Genomic DNA, 18,091 nt, shown 5'->3' on the forward strand with positions numbered 1-18,091 from the left:
TGGCTCCCTAGTCCAGTCTGCGCTGGGTTTTCCAGGCGGTGATGCCGATGAATACCGCGGCGGAGGCGATAAGAAACAGCAGGTTGATAAACAGCACGCTGGCGATATTGCCCGCCAGAAACAGCGTCTGCAGCGTACTGACGAAGTAACGCGCGGGAATCAGATAGGAGACGGCCCGCACCGGCGCCGGCATGCTGTCGATTTCAAAAATAAAGCCGGAGAGCATCACGGCGGGCAGGAATCCGATATTCAGCGCCATCATGGCGGCGTTGAACTGGTTTTTCGTCAGCGTGGAAATCAGCAGCCCCATCCCCAGCGTGCTGGCGAGAAACAGGCTGCTGATGCCGAACAGTATCAGCAGCGAACCGCGGTACGGCACCTGCATAACGAACCGGGCGACCGCCACGCACAGCACCATGGCGATCATGCCGAGAACGTAGTAGGGGATGAGCTTCGCCAGCAGCAGTTCGGCCCGGGTCACCTGCGTGGAGAGCAGCGCCTCCATGGTGCCGCGCTCCCATTCGCGGGCTATCACCAGCGAGGTCAAGATCGCGCCGATAACGGTCATGATGATGGTGATGGCGCCGGGCACGATAAAGTGCTGGCTGATGGCGGCGGGGTTGAACCAGTAACGCTGCTGCACCTCGATTAATTGGCTGAACGTCTGGCCGTCGTCGCCGGCGCGCTGCTGCTGCCAGATAAGCCATATTCCCTGCGCATAGGCCTGCACGAAGTTGGCGGTGTTGGGCTCGGAGCCGTCGGTGATCACCTGAATGGGGGCGCTAACCGAGGCGCGCGCCATCTGTTCGGCGAAATTAACCGGAATCACAATCAGCCCGCGGATGCGGCCGGCCTGCATCATCTGGATAAGCTGTTGGCGATTGTCGCCGACGGTCGGGGAGATAAAGGGCGACGCGCCGAATGCCGCCGCCAGATCCAGCGCGTCTTCGCTTTGCTGCTCGATCAGAATACCGACGCGCAGGCGGCTGGAATCAAGGTTGATGCCGTAGCCGAAGATAAACAGCAGCAGCATGGGGATGACGAAGGCGATCAGCCCGCTGCTCGGGTCGCGCAGGATTTGCCGCGTCTCTTTCAGGCATAGCGCGCGCAGACGACGCCAGGAAAAGCGGGTGCTCTCTTGCCGGTTATCCATGATTGTGCTCCCGGTCATAGTCTTGGATCAGCGTAATAAAGGCCTGTTCCATGGTGGGGGACGGGGTCTGCTCGTCGGCGGCCTTTTGCTTTAGGTCGTCCGGCGTGCCGGCGGCGATCAGCTTGCCGTGATACACCAGCCCGATGCGGTCGCAGTATTCGGCTTCATCCATAAAGTGGGTGGTCACCATGACCGTCACGCCTTTGTTCACCATGCCGTTGATATGGATCCAGAACTCCCGGCGGGTGAGGGGGTCGACGCCGGAAGTCGGTTCATCCAGGAACAGAATATCCGGCTCGTGCATAAGGGCGCAGGCCAGCGCCAGGCGCTGTTTGAAGCCCAGCGGCAGCGCGTCGGGCGTTTGGTGGTAAATCGGCTGGAAATTGAACGCTTTCTCCATCGCGGCCATTTTGTCCCGCTGCGCCGCGCCCTGCAGGCCGTATACGCCGGAGAAGAAGCGCAGGTTCTGCTCCACCGTCAGGTTGCCGTACAGCGAAAACTTCTGCGCCATATAGCCCAAATGCTGGCGCGCTTTGCCGGAGCTGGTTTTCAGATCCATATCCAGCACCAGCGCCCTGCCGTCCGTCGGCACCAGCAGGCCGCACATCATCTTGAACGTGGTGGACTTCCCCGCGCCGTTGGGGCCGAGCAGGCCGAAAATTTCGCCGCGCCGCACCTTGAAGCTGACGTGGTCGGTGGCGGCGAAGTCGCCGAACTTTTTCGTCAGTTGACGGGCTTCGATCACCGTTTCCTCGCCATCGATCTCAATTACCGGCATGATTTTCGCCAGCGAGGATTCGCTGGCCGGGCCGCCGCCCAGCAGATCGATAAACGCATCCTCAAAACGCGGCTCGGTCTCCGTCATGCTCTCCGCGGGCAATGCCAGCGCCGACAGCAGCGCCTTGCGGTCCGCGTCGGGTTTGAGGATCAGCCGCACATACTGCCCCTGGATAACGCCGTCGCTAACCTGCGGCTGGCGCAGGGCGCGCTGCAACAGTTTGCGGTGGCTTGCGCCGCGGGCGCCGACCAGTACGCAGCGGCCGGTCATTTTTTCCGTCAGCTCCCGGGGTTCGCCGCGGTAAAGCTGTTCTCCTTCATTAAGCAGCAGAATATCCCGACATTGCTCCGCTTCATCCAGGTAGGAGGTGCTCCATACGATCAGCATGCCTTCATCGGCCAACTCATGCACCATACGCCACAGCTCGCGGCGGGAGATGGGATCGACGCCGACGCCGGGCTCGTCCAGCAGCAACACTTTCGGCTGTCCCAGCAGCGTGCAGGCCAGTCCCAGCTTCTGCTTCATCCCGCCGGAGAGTTTGCCGGCCAGCCGGGCGGTAAAACGGGTCAGATCGGTGAACGACAGCAGCCGAACGAAGGTTTCTTTTCGCGCGGCGCCGGTGATGCCGCGCAGGTCGGCGTACAGATTCAGGTTTTCCAGCACCGTCAGGTCTTCATACAGCCCGAATTTTTGCGGCATATACCCCAGGATGGCGTGGAGTTGCCGATCCTGCCTGATGGGGTCGAGGCCCGCCACCCGCACGCCGCCGCCGCTGGGGGTTAATAAACCGGCCAGCATGCGCAGCAGCGTGGTTTTGCCCGCCCCGTCCGGGCCGACCAGCCCGGTGACGGCGCCGGGCTGGATTTGTCCGCTCAGACTGGCCAGCGCGGGCTTATCCTGTCCCGGAAAGCGTTTTTCCAGCGCTGTTATCTCGATGCGCGCGCCGGTGTCATTCATGGCCGGAGGCGTCCTGAGAGAAACGCAGCGTCACCGGCATTCCCTGGCGCAGGTGCTCATCGGCGTCGTTAACCACGATACGCAGGCGGTAGACCAGATCGGTGCGCAGATCTTCGGTCTCTACGCTTTTCGGCGTGAATTCGGCGCTGGAGGAGACAAAGCCGATTTGGCCGTGATAGGGCGTCTCCGGTCTGCCGTCGGTATATACCAGAATGCGGTTGCCCGGCACGGCGCGGCCCAAATCTTTTTCGCTAATGTAGGCGCGCACCCAGACGGGATGGGTCAACGACAGGGTAAAGACCGTACCGCCGGCGCTCAACATGCTGCCGTTTTCCACCGCCCGGGTCAGAATGACGCCGGCGGAGGGGGAGGTCAGCTCGGTATCCCGCAGATCCAGTTCAGCCTGCGCCTGGGCGGCCTCAGCCTGGGCCAGCGTCGCCTGCGCGGCGGCGATCTCCTGCGGACGGTTGCCGTTTTGGTACTGTTTCATCTTATCTTTGGCGCCCTGCAGGGTCGCTAACGCCTGATTACGCGTGGTTTTGGCATCTTCCAGCGCATCGGCGGAGATAGTCCGTTTGCTCCACAGCCCTTGCTGGCGGCGGTAGAAGCTGTCGGCGTAGTCGTAAGCCGCCTGGCTTTGCACCAGTTGGGCGCGCACCTGTTCGATCTCTTCGCGGCGATACCCTTCCCGCAGCAGATCCAACTGCGCTTTGGCGCTGGCGACGTTGGCCTGCGCCTGACGGAGCGCGTTTTGATAGGGCGCGCTGTCCAGAGCGGCCAACCGCTGGCCCGGCTGGATAGCGTCGCCTTCGTCCACCTTCAACTCCTCCAGCCGCCCGCCGACGCGGAACGCCAGGTTGACCGAACGAATATCGACATTGCCGTAGAGCGTCAAGGGTTTTTCCTGCTGCTGGCGGTATTGGATCGCGCCATAAACGGCCGCCGCAATCAGGACGATGATAACGATAGCAAAAGCCAGTTTTTTCTTATTCATCACGCAATGATTCCTGTATTTGTCGGGTATGGTTGTCCCGCAGTCCGTTGAGGAGAATGTCAAGATGTTCCATCAGGACTTGCTGAATGAGCGTCGTTTCTTCGTTGCCGATCTCTTTCCAGCCGGCGCGCCAGCGGATGGTTTCCCTGGCGGCGCGAAAGGAAAACGCCTCGCCGATCAGCGCATGGGTATGCACGATAACCTTGGGATGGTTTGGGTCCATTCCGGTATAGCGCGCGATCAGCGTCGTTAATAACCGGTGCATGGGTTCGATAACCTGCCGATGGATAATCGGGTAGGCGTCCGTCGGCGAGAGCTGTTCGCGGAATATGATGCGGCTTAGGTTCAGCGTTTCCGTGCGGGTCATCAGGCGGCTGAACGTCAGGATGGCGCGGCGAATATAATCCATCAACTGCTCCGGCGGCTGCCGCTGCGGCGCAAGTCGCATAAACGCATCGACTTCCGTCACCAGCGGACGGTAGGTCTGACCAATATAGTCGGCGATCCAGCCGGCGGCCGCCAGATATAACCCCTCCTTGGACTGAAAGTGATAGGCGATGGCGGCGATATTCTGCCCGGCGCGGCGGGCGATATCGCGGGTGGTGGCAGAGTGCGGTCCATATTCGGCGAAGACCTCCAGCGCGGCGTTGATCAGCTGTTGCCGCGTTTGATCGCTGCGGCTGGAAGAGGAGGGCGCGGATTTATTGGTCATAGGCCGGCTTAAAAAAGTTAATCAATCAGATGATTAACTTTAGGCTCATTTTGAGTATTTTTAGCGACATCGATCACAAAAACGGCTTTTATGCCGCCGTGCCGGTGCGAATAATCGCCTCTGCGGCGCGCAGATAAAAATTTCTTAACTTTGGCAATCTCTGCTACAATCGCCGGCAGTTACGCACCGTAGTTGTGTCCGTTCATCGTGGTTGTTGCTTATGTCGTTATTGTTGCGTTGATGGCGGCCCGGCAAACCCGTCTGATTATCCCTCTGAAAACTACACCGGCTGTTATCCGGTCAGGGCGGATCTGGAGTTGTTCTCTATTATGTCATTTGATTCTCTCGGCCTGAGCGCCGATATCCTGCGTGCTGTTGAAGAACAGGGCTATCGTGAACCTACGCCCGTACAGCAGCAGGCGATCCCCGTGGTGCTGGCCGGCCGCGATTTAATGGCCAGCGCGCAAACCGGCACCGGCAAAACCGCCGGTTTCACGCTGCCTTTATTGCAGTTGCTGAGCGCCGGCGCGCCGGCGGCGAAAGGACGCCGCCCGGTTCGGGCGCTGATTCTGACGCCGACCCGCGAACTGGCGGCGCAAATTGGCGAAAACGTACAGGCCTACAGCAAATATCTGCGCCTGCGCTCCCTGGTGGTGTTCGGCGGCGTCAGCATCAACCCGCAGATGATGAAGCTGCGCGGCGGCGTCGATATTCTGGTCGCCACGCCGGGCCGTTTGCTCGATCTGGAACACCAGAACGCCGTCGATCTCTCGCAGATCGAAATTCTGGTGCTGGATGAAGCGGACCGTATGCTGGATATGGGCTTTATTCACGATATCCGCCGCGTACTGGCGAAACTGCCGGCTAAGCGTCAGAATCTGCTGTTCTCCGCCACCTTCTCCGATGAGATTAAAACGCTGGCGAGCAAACTGCTGGACAATCCGGCGTCGGTTGAAGTGGTACGCCGCAACACGCCTTCGGAGCTGGTGACTCAGCACGTGCATTTCGTCGACAAGCGCCGTAAGCGCGAGCTGTTATCCCAGCTGATCGGCGAAAATAACTGGCGGCAGGTGCTGGTGTTTACCCGCACTAAACACGGCGCCAATCACCTGGCCGAACTGCTGGAAAAAGACGGCATTACCGCCGCCGCTATTCACGGCAATAAAAGCCAGGGGGCGCGTACCCGTGCGCTGGCCAACTTTAAAGACGGCACCATTCGCGTGCTGGTGGCGACCGATATCGCCGCCCGCGGTCTGGATATCGACCAGCTGCCGCACGTGGTGAACTATGAGCTGCCGAACGTGCCGGAAGATTACGTACACCGTATCGGCCGCACCGGCCGCGCGGCGTCCACCGGGGAAGCGCTGTCGCTGGTGTGCGTGGATGAGCACAAACTGTTGCGCGATATCGAACGGTTGCTTAAGCGCGAGATCCCGCGGATTGCCGTGCCGGGCTATGAGCCGGATCCGTCGATCAAGGCCGAGCCGATCGTTAACGGCCGCCAGGGCAATCGCGGCGGCGGCTCCCGTAACGGCGGAGCGCGCGGCCAGTCCGCTTCTCCGCGCGGCCGCTCGGATCGCGGTCAGGGCGATCGCCAAACCGGCGACGGCGCGCGTCAGCCGCGTCGTGCCGGCGGCAACGGCGAAGGGCAGCGTCGCGCGTCGCGTCCGCAAAACCGCGGCAAGCCGGCGGGTAAATAACGGTAGGGAGCCTGTTGGCTAACGCCGGTCGTTTAAGATCGAGATACACGGGGAAACGCCGGGGTGAGCCTCACCCCGGCGTTTCCCCTGCCGTCTATTTCGCCGCGCATCTCGCCTGCCGGCGCGGGCGGTAAAACATCACCGCGTTGCCCGTCAGGATCAAAAGTAATCCGATCACCGCATTAAGCCGCCAGTGATAATCTTCAAACAGGGTTGAGACGGACAGCGCGATCGGCGGAAATAATAGCGTTGCGTAGGCGGCCTGGCTGGCGCCGATACGCCCGACCAGACTGAAGTAAGCCCCGAAAGCGATAACCGAACCGAACAGCGCCAGATAGAACAGCGAAGCGAGGTAGCGGGCGGTCGTTTCCGGCGCGAAATCATACCCCTGAAACAAACTGAGCGCCCCCATCCACAGCGCGCCGTAGAACATCCCCCATCCGTTGGTGGTCATCACGTCGCGGCCCTGCCGCTGATGCTGGGAACTGATCATATTGCCCAGCGAGAAGCAGTAGGTGCCCAGCAAGCAGAGCCCGGCGCCCAGCAGCAAATGCGGCTGCGCCTCCATGTTGATCAAATCGTGCCAGAACAGCGCCGCAATGCCGATCAATCCCAGCGGCGCGGCGAGCATCACGTTGACGCTCAGGCGCTGGCCGAAGAACAATCGGCTATTGAAGGCGTTGAACAGCACCGCCATGGAGAAAATGACCGACTCTAATCCGCTCGAAATCCAGGCGATAGCGTGATAAAAACAGATAAAGTTAATGCCGAATACGCATAATCCCTGAAGCATACACAGCAGGTGCGCCCGCCGGGAGAGCGGGTGAAGACGTTTCGTCAGCGCCAGGAAGGCCAGTAAAATGACGGACGACAGCAAAAAGCGCCAAAAGATGGAGACTTCGGCGGCCACGCTCCCCTGCTGCAGGCTGATGGCGATCCAGGTGGTGCCCCAAATCAGCACCACGGAAAGATAAAGCAATATGTTCATTGGCAGACTCCGATATGCATCACGGCTGCCAGTATGCGATGTTGCTCCGGCTTCGGCTTTCAGCGGCTTGCGCTGAATAACATAATCTTGCGGTTTATTGGCGAGGAAGGGGCGATGCACCAGTATAAAGCGTTCAGTTCGCTGCAGCGGTATAAGACGGTGCTGCGGGATACCGTTGAACTGGGTTCCGGGGTACGTTTGGCGTCATGGTCTAACCGCCATGACTGCGTCACCATGGAGAACACCGATCATCACACCATCAGTCTGTATATCGCCGACGGCTACGAGTGTTATCACAAAACGTCGGATGGTTGGCACAACGGCGGCGGTCCCGATCGTTTCTGCCTGATGCCGAAAGACAGCGTTTCAACCTGGGATATCCGCGGCGACCTCTCTTTCGTTCATCTTTACTGCGACGATAATCATTTTCGTCGATTAGCGGAGCAAACCTGGGATCGCAGCCCGGCCTCGATTCGTACGGAAGAGCGGGTATTCAGCGAGGACCGGCAGATCACCACGCTCTACCGCCAGTTTTTACTCAACAACAGCTGGAAGGATCCGGCTAACCAACTGGTGTTGAGCAGCGCGGCCACGCTGTTGATGATCCACACGTTAAGAGAGTATACCCAGCTGCGGTGGGCGCTGCCGGAGGTGCGCGGCGGCCTGGCGCCGGCGGCGCTGCGCCGGGTAAAAGAGATGATGGAAAACCGGCTTGGCGACTCCTTGACGCTGGCCGAACTGGCGGCGGAAGCCGGGCTGAGCGAGTTTCATTTCGCTCGCATGTTCCGCCAGAGCGAGGGCATGGCGCCGCATCAGTATATCCTGACGCGGCGCTTGGCGCGGGCGGAAGAGATGCTGCGTCAGGGTGTGCTGCCGATAACCGAGATTGCGCTGATTTGCGGATTCAGCTCCGCCAGCCACTTTAGCCATCGCTTTAAAAGCGAGCGTGGAATGACGCCTTCCGCGCTACGCCGGACGCTACTGCGCTGAGGCGTCGCCGGCGGCCAGCAGGCACAGGTTCAGCGCCACCTGGTACGATTTTACAAACGACGGGATAGGCAGGAACTCGAATCGCGAATGGAAATTGTGCGCGCCGGTAAAGAAATTCGGCGTCAGAAGGCCTTTCGCGGAGAGCGCGGCGCCGTCCGTGCCGCCGCGCATGGGGGTGACTTTCGGCTGGATCGCCAGCTTATCCAGCGCGGCGAACAGCAGATCGATGGCGCGGCGATCGCCGGTAATGGCGTTACTGATGTTGCCGTAGGTATCGCTGAGGGTAAATGTCACTTTGCCGCTGGGATACTGGCGGCCGATTTTCTCCGCGGTATCGGCGATCTGCCGCTTGCGTCGTGCAAACTCCGCCAGATCGAAATCCCGAATGGACGCTTTCAGCCTCGCTTCGTTGGCGTTCGCCGTCAGCTCATTAAACCAGACGTAGCCCTGACGCCCGTCGGTGTGCTCCGGCGTCTGCCGGCGGTCGAAATGGCTGATAAAGTCGTGCGCCATCAGCAGCGGGTTGACCAGCACGCCTTTCGCCGACATCGGGTGTGCGCTCACGCCGGTAAAACGGATTTCGGCGGCGGCGGCATTGAAGTTCTCATACACCACTTCCCCCAGCTCGCAGCAGTCAATGGTGTAGGCGAAATCGACGGCAAAGCGTTTAAGATCCAGCGCCTTCGCGCCGCGCAGGCCGATCTCTTCGTCCGGCACAAACGCCACCGCGATATCGCCGTGCGGCGTCTCATCGGCGAGGTTTTCCAGCAGCGTCATGACCACCGTGACGGCGGCTTTGTTGTCGGCGCCGAGCACGCTGGTGCCGTCGCTGAAAATAATATCCTGGCCGACATACGCCATAATTTCCGGGTGCTCCGCGGTGCGCAGCCAAATGTCCCGCTCGCGGTTCAGGCAGAGATCCTCACCGGTAAAACGCAGGGTCTGCGGGTGAATATGGGGCGACAAACCGACATCGACGGTATCAATATGCGTAATAAAGCCGATACGCGGCGCGCCGGGACGGTTGCCCGGCTTGAGCGCGGTGACGGTGGCGTGCTCATCGATAACGATATTTTTCAGCCCGAGCTTATGCAGCTCTTCCGCCAGCATTTTCGCCATGTCGTGCTGCCCGGGCGTGCTGGGTAAAAGCGAAGAGGCGGCGTCGCTTTGGCTGCTCACGGCGAGATAGCGATAAAAGCGCCGGCTTAGCTGACCGGCCAGGTTGTGGGTCATAGCGCATCCTTTATTCTTCATTTCGCGGGAGTTTTATATCGTAGCCTAATTATGTTATTTGTTAATCACCTATGTCCATTTGATGATGCCGTATGCCGGTCTGTATCTGGCGATGGTGTTGCTTCATCGGGGTCGTGAGTCGATAACAAGAGAGGGTTGGGATGAAAAGTTTGGCGATGCGGTTAACGCTGTCGGCACTGACGTTAGCGGCGGCTTCGGCCGCTTCGGCTAACACACTGGTCTTTTGTTCGGAAGGTTCGCCGGAGAACTTTAATCCGCAGCTGTATACCTCGGGCACCAGCGTAGACGCCAGCGCCGTGCCGGTTTATAACCGGCTGGTCGATTTCAAAGTGGGCACCACGGAGCTAATTCCCAGCCTGGCGGAGCGTTGGGATATCAGCGAAGACGGCACGGTTTATACTTTTCATCTACGTAAAGGGGTGAAGTTTCAAAGTAATAAATATTTCAAACCCACGCGTGATTTCGACGCCGATGACGTTATCTTCTCGTTTATGAGGCAGAAAGATCCTCAGCATCCGTATCACAACGTCTCGAAAGGTACCTACTCCAATTTTGCAAGCCTGGAATTCGGTTCGCTGATTAAAAACATCGAAAAGCTCGATGATCATACGGTGCGTTTTACCCTGGCTCACGCCGAAGCGCCTTTCCTGGCGGATTTAGCCTGGTATTTCGCCTCGATACTGTCTGCGGAATACGCGGACGCGATGCTGAAAGCGGGAACGCCGGAGCGCGTCGATATGACGCCGATCGGCACCGGGCCGTTTGAGCTGGCGCAGTATCAGAAGGATTCGCGCATTCTGTATAAAGCGTTTCCTGAATACTGGCAGGGCAAGGCCAAGCTGGATCGCCTGATTTTTTCCATTACGCCGGACGCTTCCGTGCGCTATGCCAAGCTGGAGAAGAATGAGTGTCAGGCGATGCCGTTCCCCAATCCGGCCGATCTGCCGCGCATGAGGGAAAACCCGGATATCGCCCTGATGCAGAAATCCGGGCTGAATACCGGCTTTCTGGCCTTCAATACCCAGAAGGCGCCGTTGGATAACGTCAAAGTGCGTCAGGCGCTGACGATGGCGATCAATAAATCGGCGATTATCGACGCCGTGTTCCAGGGCACCGGCACGGCGGCGAAAAATCTGCTGCCGCCGGGCGTATGGAGCGCCGACGAGGATCTGAAAGATTACGACTACGATCCGCAAAAGGCCAAAGCCCTGCTGAAGGAGGCCGGTTTGCCCGAAGGCTCGACCATCGATCTGTGGGCGATGCCGGTTCAGCGCCCGTACAACCCGAACGCGCGCCGTATGGCGGAGATGATTCAGGCGGACTGGGCGAAAGTCGGCGTAAGCGCCAAAATCGTCAGCTTCGAGTGGGGGGAATACCTGAAGCGGGTGAAAGACGGCGAACATCAGGCGGCGCTGATGGGCTGGACCACCGCGACCGGCGATCCGGACAACTTCTTCGGGCCGCTGTTTAGCTGCACTTCCGCCAACGGCGGCTCCAACTCGGCGAAATGGTGCTACGCCCCGTTTGATCGGGTGATTACCGAAGCCCGTACTTCCCAGGATCATAATAAACGCATCGAACTGTACAAACAGGCGCAGCGCATCATGCACGAGCAGGCGCCGGCGGTGATGATCGCCCACTCCACGATTTTTGAGCCGGTGCGTAAAGAGGTGACCGGATACGAGATCGATCCCTTCGGCAAACATATCTTCTATCAGGTCGATGTGAAAAAGTAAGGTAAGCCGCCGCGCGCTTACGCTGAAAAGCCGAAAAGGCGGGTCGACCGCGGGGATGGGGAATTCGCCTCATCCCCATCTCTTTTCCGTTGCGTATCCCCTACATTGAACAGTACCATTGCCGACTGCTGGTCACTTAAGCCGATTTTTAGGGGAAACACCGGGGGAGGTTCCCGTAGGGACGCCTCACCCCGGTGGTCGCCCCGTGTATCTCGATGCTTAAACGAGCGGCATTAGTACCATTGCCTGCTTTTTACTGGCCTGTTTTGCTGACCGAGTAGCGTTATGCGTGTTCTGCTTGCCCCGATGGAAGGGGTTCTCGACTCACTGGTGCGGGAGCTTCTGACCGAAGTCAACGATTACGATCTGTGCATCACCGAATTTTTGCGGGTGGTCGATCGGCGCCTGCCGGTTAAATCCTTCTACCGCTTATGCCCGGAATTACGCCATGCCAGCCGAACGCCGTCCGGCACGCCGGTGCGCGTCCAACTGCTGGGGCAATATCCGCAATGGCTGGCCGAAAACGCCTATCGGGCGGTTGAGCTGGGATCCTACGGCGTCGATCTGAACTGCGGCTGTCCGTCTAAGCTGGTCAACGGCAGCGGCGGCGGGGCGACATTGCTCAAAGATCCCGAACTGATTTATCAGGGCGCCAAAGCGATGCGCGAGGCGGTGCCGGCGCATCTGCCGGTGACGGTCAAAGTGCGTCTCGGCTGGGATTCGCCGGCCCGTCAGTTTGAGATCGCCGATGCCGCGCAGCAGGCGGGGGCGACGGAGTTAACGGTACACGGGCGCACCAAGGAGGACGGCTACCGGGCGGAGCGCATTAACTGGCTGGCCATCGGCGAAATTCGCCGCCGTTTGGCTATTCCGGTGATCGCCAACGGCGAGATCTGGGACTGGCAAAGCGCGCAGGCGTGTCTGGCGGCCACCGGCTGCGACGCCATCATGATCGGGCGCGGGGCGCTTAACGTGCCGAACCTGAGCCGGGTGATAAAGTATCATGAGCCGCGTATGCCGTGGGCGGAGGTGGCGGCGCTGCTGCGAAAATACGTCCGGCTGGAAAAACAGGGCGATACCGGTCTGTACCATGTCGCCCGTATCAAACAGTGGCTGGGCTATCTGCGTAAGGAGTATCGCGAGGCCGCGTCGCTGTTTAGCGAGATTCGCGCGCTGAAAACCTCGGCCGATATCGCCCGCGCGATCGGCAACATCCGGGATTAACCGCGCTATCGCCGGTCGTTCCTCTCGGTTTAGATTCCGGCTAATCAGCGCCTTTGCCCGGCGGCGTCTTTGCTTTTCGGATGATTTAGCGGTATAACGCTCCATCGGTCTGGAAGTTTAGACGTCTATAATAGGCAAGGGGTAGGATGGAACATCGCAAAGCCGGCTCGACAGGACAATTCAAGCGGACGATGAAAGCGCGTCATCTGGTTATGCTTTCACTCGGCGGCGTTATCGGCACCGGGCTCTTTTTCAATACCGGTTATATCATTTCCACCACCGGCGCGGCGGGTACGCTATTGGCCTACCTGATTGGCGCGCTGGTGGTGTATCTGGTGATGCTGAGTCTCGGTGAGCTGTCGGTCGCCATGCCGGAAACCGGCGCTTTCCATGTTTATGCCGCGCGCTACCTCGGCCCGGCCACCGGCTATGCCGTCGCCTGGCTCTACTGGCTGACCTGGACGGTGGCGCTGGGATCCAGCCTTACCGCAGCCGGTTTTTGCATGCAATACTGGTTCCCGCAGGTGCCGGTCTGGATCTGGTGTCTGTTGTTCTGCGCGCTGATATTCTTGCTGAATGTCATCTCTTCGCGCTTTTTCGCCGAGGGCGAGTTTTGGTTTTCGCTGATCAAAGTGGTCACCATTCTGGCGTTTATCATTCTGGGCGCGGGCGCGATGTTCGGTTTTATTCCGCTGACGGACGGTTCGCCGGCGCCTTTTTTTAGCAATATCACCGTCTCGGGGTGGTTCCCGCACGGCGGCCTGCCGATATTGATGACCATGGTGGCGGTTAACTTCGCGTTTTCCGGCACGGAGCTGATCGGCATCGCCGCCGGGGAAACGGAAAATCCGCAAAAAGTCATCCCCATGGCGATCCGCACCACGGTGGCGCGGCTGGTGATTTTCTTTATCGGCACCGTGGTGGTGCTGGCGGCGATGCTGCCGATGGAGCAGGCGGGCATTATCAAAAGCCCGTTTGTGATGGTGTTCGAGAAAATCGGTATTCCCTATGCGGCGGACATCTTTAACTTCGTGATTCTTACCGCCATCCTCTCCGCCGCCAATTCCGGGCTCTATGCGTCGGGCCGCATGCTGTGGTCGTTATCGAACGAACGGACGCTGCCGGCCTGTTTTGCGCGCCTGACGCGCCGCGGTATTCCGCTGTTCGCCATTTCCGTCAGCATGCTCGGCGGGCTGCTGGCGCTGTTTTCCAGCGTGGTGGCGCCGGATACGGTGTATGTGGCGCTGTCGGCCATTTCCGGGTTCGCCGTGGTGGCGGTGTGGCTGAGTATCTGCGCGTCTCACTACGCCTTCCGGCGCCGTTATCTGCGCGACGGGCTGCCGCTCGCGGATCTGCAGTACCGCGCGCCCTGGTTCCCGTTCACGCCGCTTCTCGGCTTCGCGCTTTGCCTGTTGGCCTGTATCGGGCTGGCTTTTGATCCGGAACAGAGAATTGCGCTGTGGTGCGGAATACCGTTTGTCGCTTTATGTTACGGCGCTTATTATTTCACTAAACGGGTGCAACAACGTGAATTCTCTAAAGGAGCGGAAGATGGCGCGTAGCAATCCTGTGGCTGAAATGCTGGCGACGGCGTCGACGATTGTGCTGGATGGCGCACTGGCTACGGAGCTGGAAGCGCGGGGGTGCGATCTGACCGATCCGCTCTGGTCGGCGAAGGTGTTGATTGAAAACCCCTCGCTGATTTACCAGGTGCACCTCGACTATTTTAATGCCGGCGCGCAGTGCGCCATTACCGCCAGCTACCAGGCGACCCCGCAGGGGTTTAAAGCCCGCGGGCTCGACGAACGGCAGTCGCTGGCGCTGATTGAAAAAAGCGTGCGGCTGGCGGCCCAGGCGCGCGACGAGTACCGTCGCAGCCACCCGCAGGCCGGAACGCTGCTGATCGCCGGATCGGTGGGGCCGTACGGCGCCTATCTGGCGGACGGTTCGGAATACCGCGGCGATTACGCGCTGCCGCAGGCGGAGATGATGGCTTTCCACCGTCCGCGCATCGCGGCGCTGCTCGACGCCGGCGTGGATATTCTGGCCTGTGAGACGCTGCCGTCGTTCGCTGAAATCAAGGCGCTGGTCGAACTGCTGCAGGAATTTCCGCAGGCGTTCGCCTGGTTCTCCTTTACGCTGCGCGATAGCGGCCATTTGAGCGACGGCACGCCGTTGAAAGCGGTTTTGCGCGTGCTGAACCGCTGTCCGCAGGTCGCCGCCGTCGGCGTCAACTGCATCGCGCTGGAGAGCGTGACCGAGGCGTTAACCCAGCTGTCCGCCGAGACCTCGCTGCCGCTGGTGGCGTATCCGAACTCGGGCGAGCACTACGATGCGCTCAGCAAAACCTGGGACAGCCCGGCCTCCGACGCCTGCTCCCTGGCGGCGCATTTACCGCAATGGCGGGCGGCCGGCGCCAAATTGATCGGCGGCTGCTGCCGGACAACGCCGGCGGACATCGCCGGTATCGCCCGCGGCTGCCGGCCGGCGTGAAGCAAGGGGAAGAGATGACGGATATCGATGCCGACGCGCGCCGGCAGTATGAACAGCTACGGCGGCAAATCGAGCAGGGCGCGCCCGCGACGCTGCTGTCCATCGGCGCACGGCAAACCACCGTGGTCTGCGGAACGGGCGCGGCGCCGCAGGCCGTTCTCCATCTGCCGCTGGGCCGCCAAAAGACGGCGGAAACCTTTTTCAAACACCTTCCCCCCACGCCGGATGAAATGGAACTGGCGATTATGCGCGTTGAAGATGAGGTGATGGCGGTCCGCCGCGATCTTCCGCCGGCCTCAGCGCTGTTTTCTTTCGATCCGGCGCTGGCGGCCATCGCCCGGCTTTCCGGCGGCCAGGAAACGCCCGACGGCTGGCTGCTGCCGCTGGATAATATGGAACAGACCTTTAAACGCCTGGAACGGGTGATGCTGGGCAGCCCCGCCGCCTGGGAAGGCATTCCGCTGGACAGCGATTTTTGCGCCGGTTTGCTGATCCTGCGTGAATTTATGCATCATCACGGTTTTGATGACGCGCGGATATTCGCGACGGCCTGACGAAAGGTGAAGCGCGGCGCTTAATTCGCATGCCGCGAACCGAACCGTTCCTGATACTGTCCTGGCGTGCAGTCGGCGTATTTTCTAAAGATGGCGATAAAATATTTGTAATCCTTAAAACCAACGTCGGAAGCGATAAGGTAGATTTTGCGATCGCCGCGTTTCAGCAGATCCATCGCCCGGCCGATGCGGTAGCGGTTCAGAAAATCATTGAACGTATAGGTGGTTTCGTTTTTGAATTTACGGTTCAGGTAGGCCGCGCTGATGCTAAGCCGCGTCACCAGATCGTTAATGGAGATTTTCGCCGCGTAGTTTTCCTGGATGTACTCAATCGCCTTCGCCACATAATGCGAGGTGTGATGCGGCAGTTTCATTAATGAAGTCTGGATATCTTCATCGCCGGACGACGCGGCATTCAGCATTGCGGCATAGCGCTGTTTGATTTCTATCTGCCGTTTTGCCCGTTCCAACGCGTCGGCGAGCTGTTCCTGATCGAGCGGTTTAAGCAAATATTCCGTGACTCCGAGGCGGATCGCCTGTTTCGCCAGACCGAACTCGTCATAGCCGGACAGGATGATGTAGCTGCAAACGGCGGCGTTCTGCTCGCTGCGTTCGATCATCGAAATGCCATTCATCAACGGCATATTGATATCCACCACCACGATATCCGGTTGCAGCGTGCGGATGTAATGCAGCCCGGACTCGCCGTTTTCCGCTTCGCCCACCACGATACAGCCCGCCGCCAGCCAGTCGAAGGTATAGCGTAGACCTTTACGGATCATTTCCTCGTCTTCAACCAGCAGCACTTTAAACATGCGAGCTCTCCTTTCCGCGGGGAAGGGTGATTCTGACGGTCGTGCTTTCCCCGGCGCGGCTGTCGATGCTAAGGCCGTAACGATCGCCGTAGATTAGCGTCAGGCGGCGGTGCAGGTTGTACAGGCCGATATGCGGGGTCTGATTACTCGCCTCCGACAGCGTGCGTCGCACGGCGCGCAGCCGTGCTTCACTCATGCCGCCGCCATTGTCCGTGACTTCAATCAGCACGTCGGTTCCCACCATATCACCGTTAACGGCGATATAAAGCGTCTCTTTTTGCTGGTAGCCGTATTTAATCGAATTCTCGATAACCGCCTGTAACATCAGCCGCGGCACGCGGGCATTCATCGCCTCTTTACCGACGTTAATCGTGTAGCCCAGGCGATCGCGAAAACGCATATGCTGCAGTTTTAAGTAGTCCTCAACGTAATTCAGATCGTCTTTTAGGATAACCGTGTCGCTTTCCGTGCTGATGCTGTAGCGCAGCAGTCTGGACATCAGCAACACCATTTGCTGCGCCAGATCGCGATCGATGACGATGGCATAACGCAGCGTTTCCAGCACGTTGAAGATAAAGTGCGGGTGGAACTGAGACTGAAGATGCTTCACTTCCGTCATGCTGCGTAGTTTGGACAGCTCCTCGTTGCGCGTCAGCAAGTCGTTGAGCCGGGTGAGCATGGCGTTGTACTGGTCGGCTAGCAGTTCAAACTCGTCGCCGGTATTGAGATGAACATAAGCGCGCATATTGCCGGCCTGCAATTCGCCGACCGCATAAATGAGTTTATCGATAGCCTGGGTGTGGCGCGCCGCAATCGCCCGCGCCAGAAATTGGATCAGCAACAGTAGCAGCAGGCTGGCGACGGTGAAAAATATGATTAGCGACAGATAGGTGGAATTCATCAACTGGACGGCATTCAGCGTATAGATATGCCAGTCCGCCGACGGGACCACGGTTTCGCTGCTGCGATAGCGTCCGTTATTGATGACGATTTCGCCGTTTTCCCGCTCCAGCGTCAGCTTATTGAGCGGCCCCCGCACGATGTTATTGGTGGTTGCGATAATGGTGTTATGCCGATCGGCGACAATCGCGATTTCATTGTTGCGGACGAAAATCTGTTTCTGCATATCCGCTTCGTACAGTTGGTAGAGCAAATAGCCGATGACCTGCCCATTTTCACGGATATCGTGGGCCAGGGTGTATACGGTGTAGCGGTCATGGGAAAAGCGAATATGGTTGGTTTCGGTGAGCGCCGATTGCCGGTTTCTGAACATGCGTTGCGCGATGGCTTTCAGCGCATTGTCCGCCGATTCGGGGCTAAGATTGGCGGAAGAGGCGAGAATATCGCCCTGGGCGTTCAACAGATGCATAACGCTCTTGATCGTCTGGCGGTTGTTGAAATTGTAGAACTGCTCGAATACGCGCGGGCCGTCGCGCCGGGAGCGGGTAAATTCGATCACCTCGGGAAGCGCGCTCATCCGCGCCATCTCCCATTCATAGGCCCGATACGCGTCGTCCAGGGCGGCGCGGATCGAACGGGCTGCCTCCCGCGTTTGCTGGCTTAATGTGACGCGCGCATTCACCACGGTAAAAGCTAAAAAAAGAATAAACAACAGTAAGATAGGAACAAAAGCATACAGCAGGAACATCCGCCGAATCGAATCTTTGAAATTATGCCTGGGGGATATCGCCACCGTTTCGTCTCCTTTATGCCGTGCGTCATTGTACACCATGATCGGGCGGC

General features: G+C 59.2%; 15 protein-coding genes. 7 read left to right on the forward strand and 8 right to left on the reverse strand.

All coding sequences use genetic code 11. From position 1 onward, the window contains the following. Positions 1–7: 7 nt before the first annotated feature. From VSX58_RS00240 to cecR, 4 genes are read right to left on the reverse strand one after another with little or no spacing between them, the layout of a single operon-like run. Positions 8–1,153, reverse strand: a complete 1,146-nt coding sequence (locus VSX58_RS00240) for an ABC transporter permease (protein ID WP_327616283.1) — start codon at positions 1,151–1,153, stop codon at positions 8–10. Then, positions 1,146–2,888 (reverse strand): ATP-binding cassette domain-containing protein, encoded by a 1,743-nt coding sequence (locus VSX58_RS00245; protein WP_327616284.1) that lies wholly within the window; start codon positions 2,886–2,888, stop codon positions 1,146–1,148. The genes VSX58_RS00240 and VSX58_RS00245 overlap by 8 nt, the downstream gene beginning before the upstream one ends. Next, positions 2,881–3,882: a secretion protein HlyD gene (gene hlyD, locus VSX58_RS00250; RefSeq protein ID WP_327616285.1), complete on the reverse strand. Its 1,002-nt coding sequence runs from the start codon at positions 3,880–3,882 to the stop codon at positions 2,881–2,883. The genes VSX58_RS00245 and hlyD overlap by 8 nt, the downstream gene beginning before the upstream one ends. Next, positions 3,875–4,594: a transcriptional regulator CecR gene (cecR, locus tag VSX58_RS00255; protein ID WP_327615512.1), complete on the reverse strand. Its 720-nt coding sequence runs from the start codon at positions 4,592–4,594 to the stop codon at positions 3,875–3,877. Before cecR ends, hlyD begins: the two co-directional genes overlap by 8 nt. Before the next feature lie 329 nt (positions 4,595–4,923). Between cecR and rhlE the strand changes: the two genes are divergently transcribed. Next, positions 4,924–6,294, forward strand: coding sequence for an ATP-dependent RNA helicase RhlE (gene rhlE, locus VSX58_RS00260; RefSeq protein ID WP_327616286.1), 1,371 nt, complete (start codon positions 4,924–4,926; stop codon positions 6,292–6,294). Between the two features lie 94 nt (positions 6,295–6,388). Here the strand turns inward: rhlE and VSX58_RS00265 are convergent, their stop codons facing one another. Next, positions 6,389–7,282, reverse strand: coding sequence for a DMT family transporter (locus tag VSX58_RS00265; protein WP_327616287.1), 894 nt, complete (start codon positions 7,280–7,282; stop codon positions 6,389–6,391). A 114-nt stretch (positions 7,283–7,396) separates the two neighbouring features. On the opposite strand from VSX58_RS00265, the gene VSX58_RS00270 reads away from it, so the two are divergent. Beyond that, positions 7,397–8,272 carry an AraC family transcriptional regulator gene (locus tag VSX58_RS00270; RefSeq protein ID WP_327616288.1) on the forward strand — a complete coding sequence of 292 codons (876 nt, stop codon included), beginning with the start codon at positions 7,397–7,399 and terminating at the stop codon, positions 8,270–8,272. On the opposite strand, the gene pepT is transcribed toward VSX58_RS00270, so the two are convergent. Next, entirely contained in the window at positions 8,261–9,505 is a 1,245-nt protein-coding gene (gene pepT / locus VSX58_RS00275) for a peptidase T (RefSeq protein WP_327616289.1), read from the reverse strand. The genes VSX58_RS00270 and pepT overlap by 12 nt on opposite strands. A 161-nt stretch (positions 9,506–9,666) precedes the next feature. On the opposite strand from pepT, the gene VSX58_RS00280 reads away from it, so the two are divergent. The 5 genes from VSX58_RS00280 (at position 9,667) to VSX58_RS00300 (ending at position 15,533) form a co-directional block, all read left to right on the forward strand. Continuing rightward, on the forward strand, positions 9,667–11,262 hold the full coding sequence (locus VSX58_RS00280; protein ID WP_327616290.1) for an ABC transporter substrate-binding protein: 1,596 nt from the start codon (positions 9,667–9,669) through the stop codon (positions 11,260–11,262). 285 nt (positions 11,263–11,547) lie between these two features. After that, positions 11,548–12,486 carry a tRNA dihydrouridine(16) synthase DusC gene (gene dusC, locus VSX58_RS00285; RefSeq protein WP_327616292.1) on the forward strand — a complete coding sequence of 313 codons (939 nt, stop codon included), beginning with the start codon at positions 11,548–11,550 and terminating at the stop codon, positions 12,484–12,486. Positions 12,487–12,632: 146 nt separating this feature from the next. Continuing rightward, a complete protein-coding gene (gene mmuP / locus VSX58_RS00290) occupies positions 12,633–14,048 on the forward strand; it encodes an S-methylmethionine permease (protein WP_327616293.1) in 1,416 nt (471 codons plus the stop codon). Then, complete coding sequence (gene mmuM, locus VSX58_RS00295; protein ID WP_327616294.1) at positions 14,038–14,979, forward strand: homocysteine S-methyltransferase; 942 nt, start codon at positions 14,038–14,040, stop codon at positions 14,977–14,979. The genes mmuP and mmuM overlap by 11 nt, the downstream gene beginning before the upstream one ends. 14 nt (positions 14,980–14,993) lie before the next feature. Next, on the forward strand, positions 14,994–15,533 hold the full coding sequence (locus tag VSX58_RS00300; protein WP_327616295.1) for a hypothetical protein: 540 nt from the start codon (positions 14,994–14,996) through the stop codon (positions 15,531–15,533). 20 nt (positions 15,534–15,553) lie between these two features. Here the strand turns inward: VSX58_RS00300 and VSX58_RS00305 are convergent, their stop codons facing one another. After that, complete coding sequence (locus VSX58_RS00305) at positions 15,554–16,348, reverse strand: response regulator transcription factor (protein ID WP_327616297.1); 795 nt, start codon at positions 16,346–16,348, stop codon at positions 15,554–15,556. Beyond that, positions 16,341–18,041 (reverse strand): sensor histidine kinase, encoded by a 1,701-nt coding sequence (locus tag VSX58_RS00310; RefSeq protein WP_327616298.1) that lies wholly within the window; start codon positions 18,039–18,041, stop codon positions 16,341–16,343. Before VSX58_RS00310 ends, VSX58_RS00305 begins: the two co-directional genes overlap by 8 nt. Positions 18,042–18,091 lie beyond the last annotated feature (50 nt).

Origin of the sequence: Brenneria populi (assembly GCF_036016195.1) — a bacterium.
Taxonomy (GTDB): Bacteria; Pseudomonadota; Gammaproteobacteria; order Enterobacterales; family Enterobacteriaceae; genus Brenneria; species Brenneria populi.

What these genes read in the sequence shown, in the direction of transcription:
- pepT (WP_327616289.1), bottom strand. Translation starts at nt 9,505, where the DNA reads ATGACCCACAACCTGGCCGGTCAGCTAAGCCGGCGCTTTTATCGCTAT.
- VSX58_RS00305 (WP_327616297.1), bottom strand. Translation starts at nt 16,348, where the DNA reads ATGTTTAAAGTGCTGCTGGTTGAAGACGAGGAAATGATCCGTAAAGGT.
- mmuP (WP_327616293.1), top strand. Translation starts at nt 12,633, where the DNA reads ATGGAACATCGCAAAGCCGGCTCGACAGGACAATTCAAGCGGACGATG.
- mmuM (WP_327616294.1), top strand. Translation starts at nt 14,038, where the DNA reads ATGGCGCGTAGCAATCCTGTGGCTGAAATGCTGGCGACGGCGTCGACG.
- VSX58_RS00240 (WP_327616283.1), bottom strand. Translation starts at nt 1,153, where the DNA reads ATGGATAACCGGCAAGAGAGCACCCGCTTTTCCTGGCGTCGTCTGCGC.
- rhlE (WP_327616286.1), top strand. Translation starts at nt 4,924, where the DNA reads ATGTCATTTGATTCTCTCGGCCTGAGCGCCGATATCCTGCGTGCTGTT.
- VSX58_RS00270 (WP_327616288.1), top strand. Translation starts at nt 7,397, where the DNA reads ATGCACCAGTATAAAGCGTTCAGTTCGCTGCAGCGGTATAAGACGGTG.
- VSX58_RS00300 (WP_327616295.1), top strand. Translation starts at nt 14,994, where the DNA reads ATGACGGATATCGATGCCGACGCGCGCCGGCAGTATGAACAGCTACGG.
- VSX58_RS00265 (WP_327616287.1), bottom strand. Translation starts at nt 7,282, where the DNA reads ATGAACATATTGCTTTATCTTTCCGTGGTGCTGATTTGGGGCACCACC.
- hlyD (WP_327616285.1), bottom strand. Translation starts at nt 3,882, where the DNA reads ATGAATAAGAAAAAACTGGCTTTTGCTATCGTTATCATCGTCCTGATT.
- VSX58_RS00245 (WP_327616284.1), bottom strand. Translation starts at nt 2,888, where the DNA reads ATGAATGACACCGGCGCGCGCATCGAGATAACAGCGCTGGAAAAACGC.
- VSX58_RS00280 (WP_327616290.1), top strand. Translation starts at nt 9,667, where the DNA reads ATGAAAAGTTTGGCGATGCGGTTAACGCTGTCGGCACTGACGTTAGCG.
- dusC (WP_327616292.1), top strand. Translation starts at nt 11,548, where the DNA reads ATGCGTGTTCTGCTTGCCCCGATGGAAGGGGTTCTCGACTCACTGGTG.
- cecR (WP_327615512.1), bottom strand. Translation starts at nt 4,594, where the DNA reads ATGACCAATAAATCCGCGCCCTCCTCTTCCAGCCGCAGCGATCAAACG.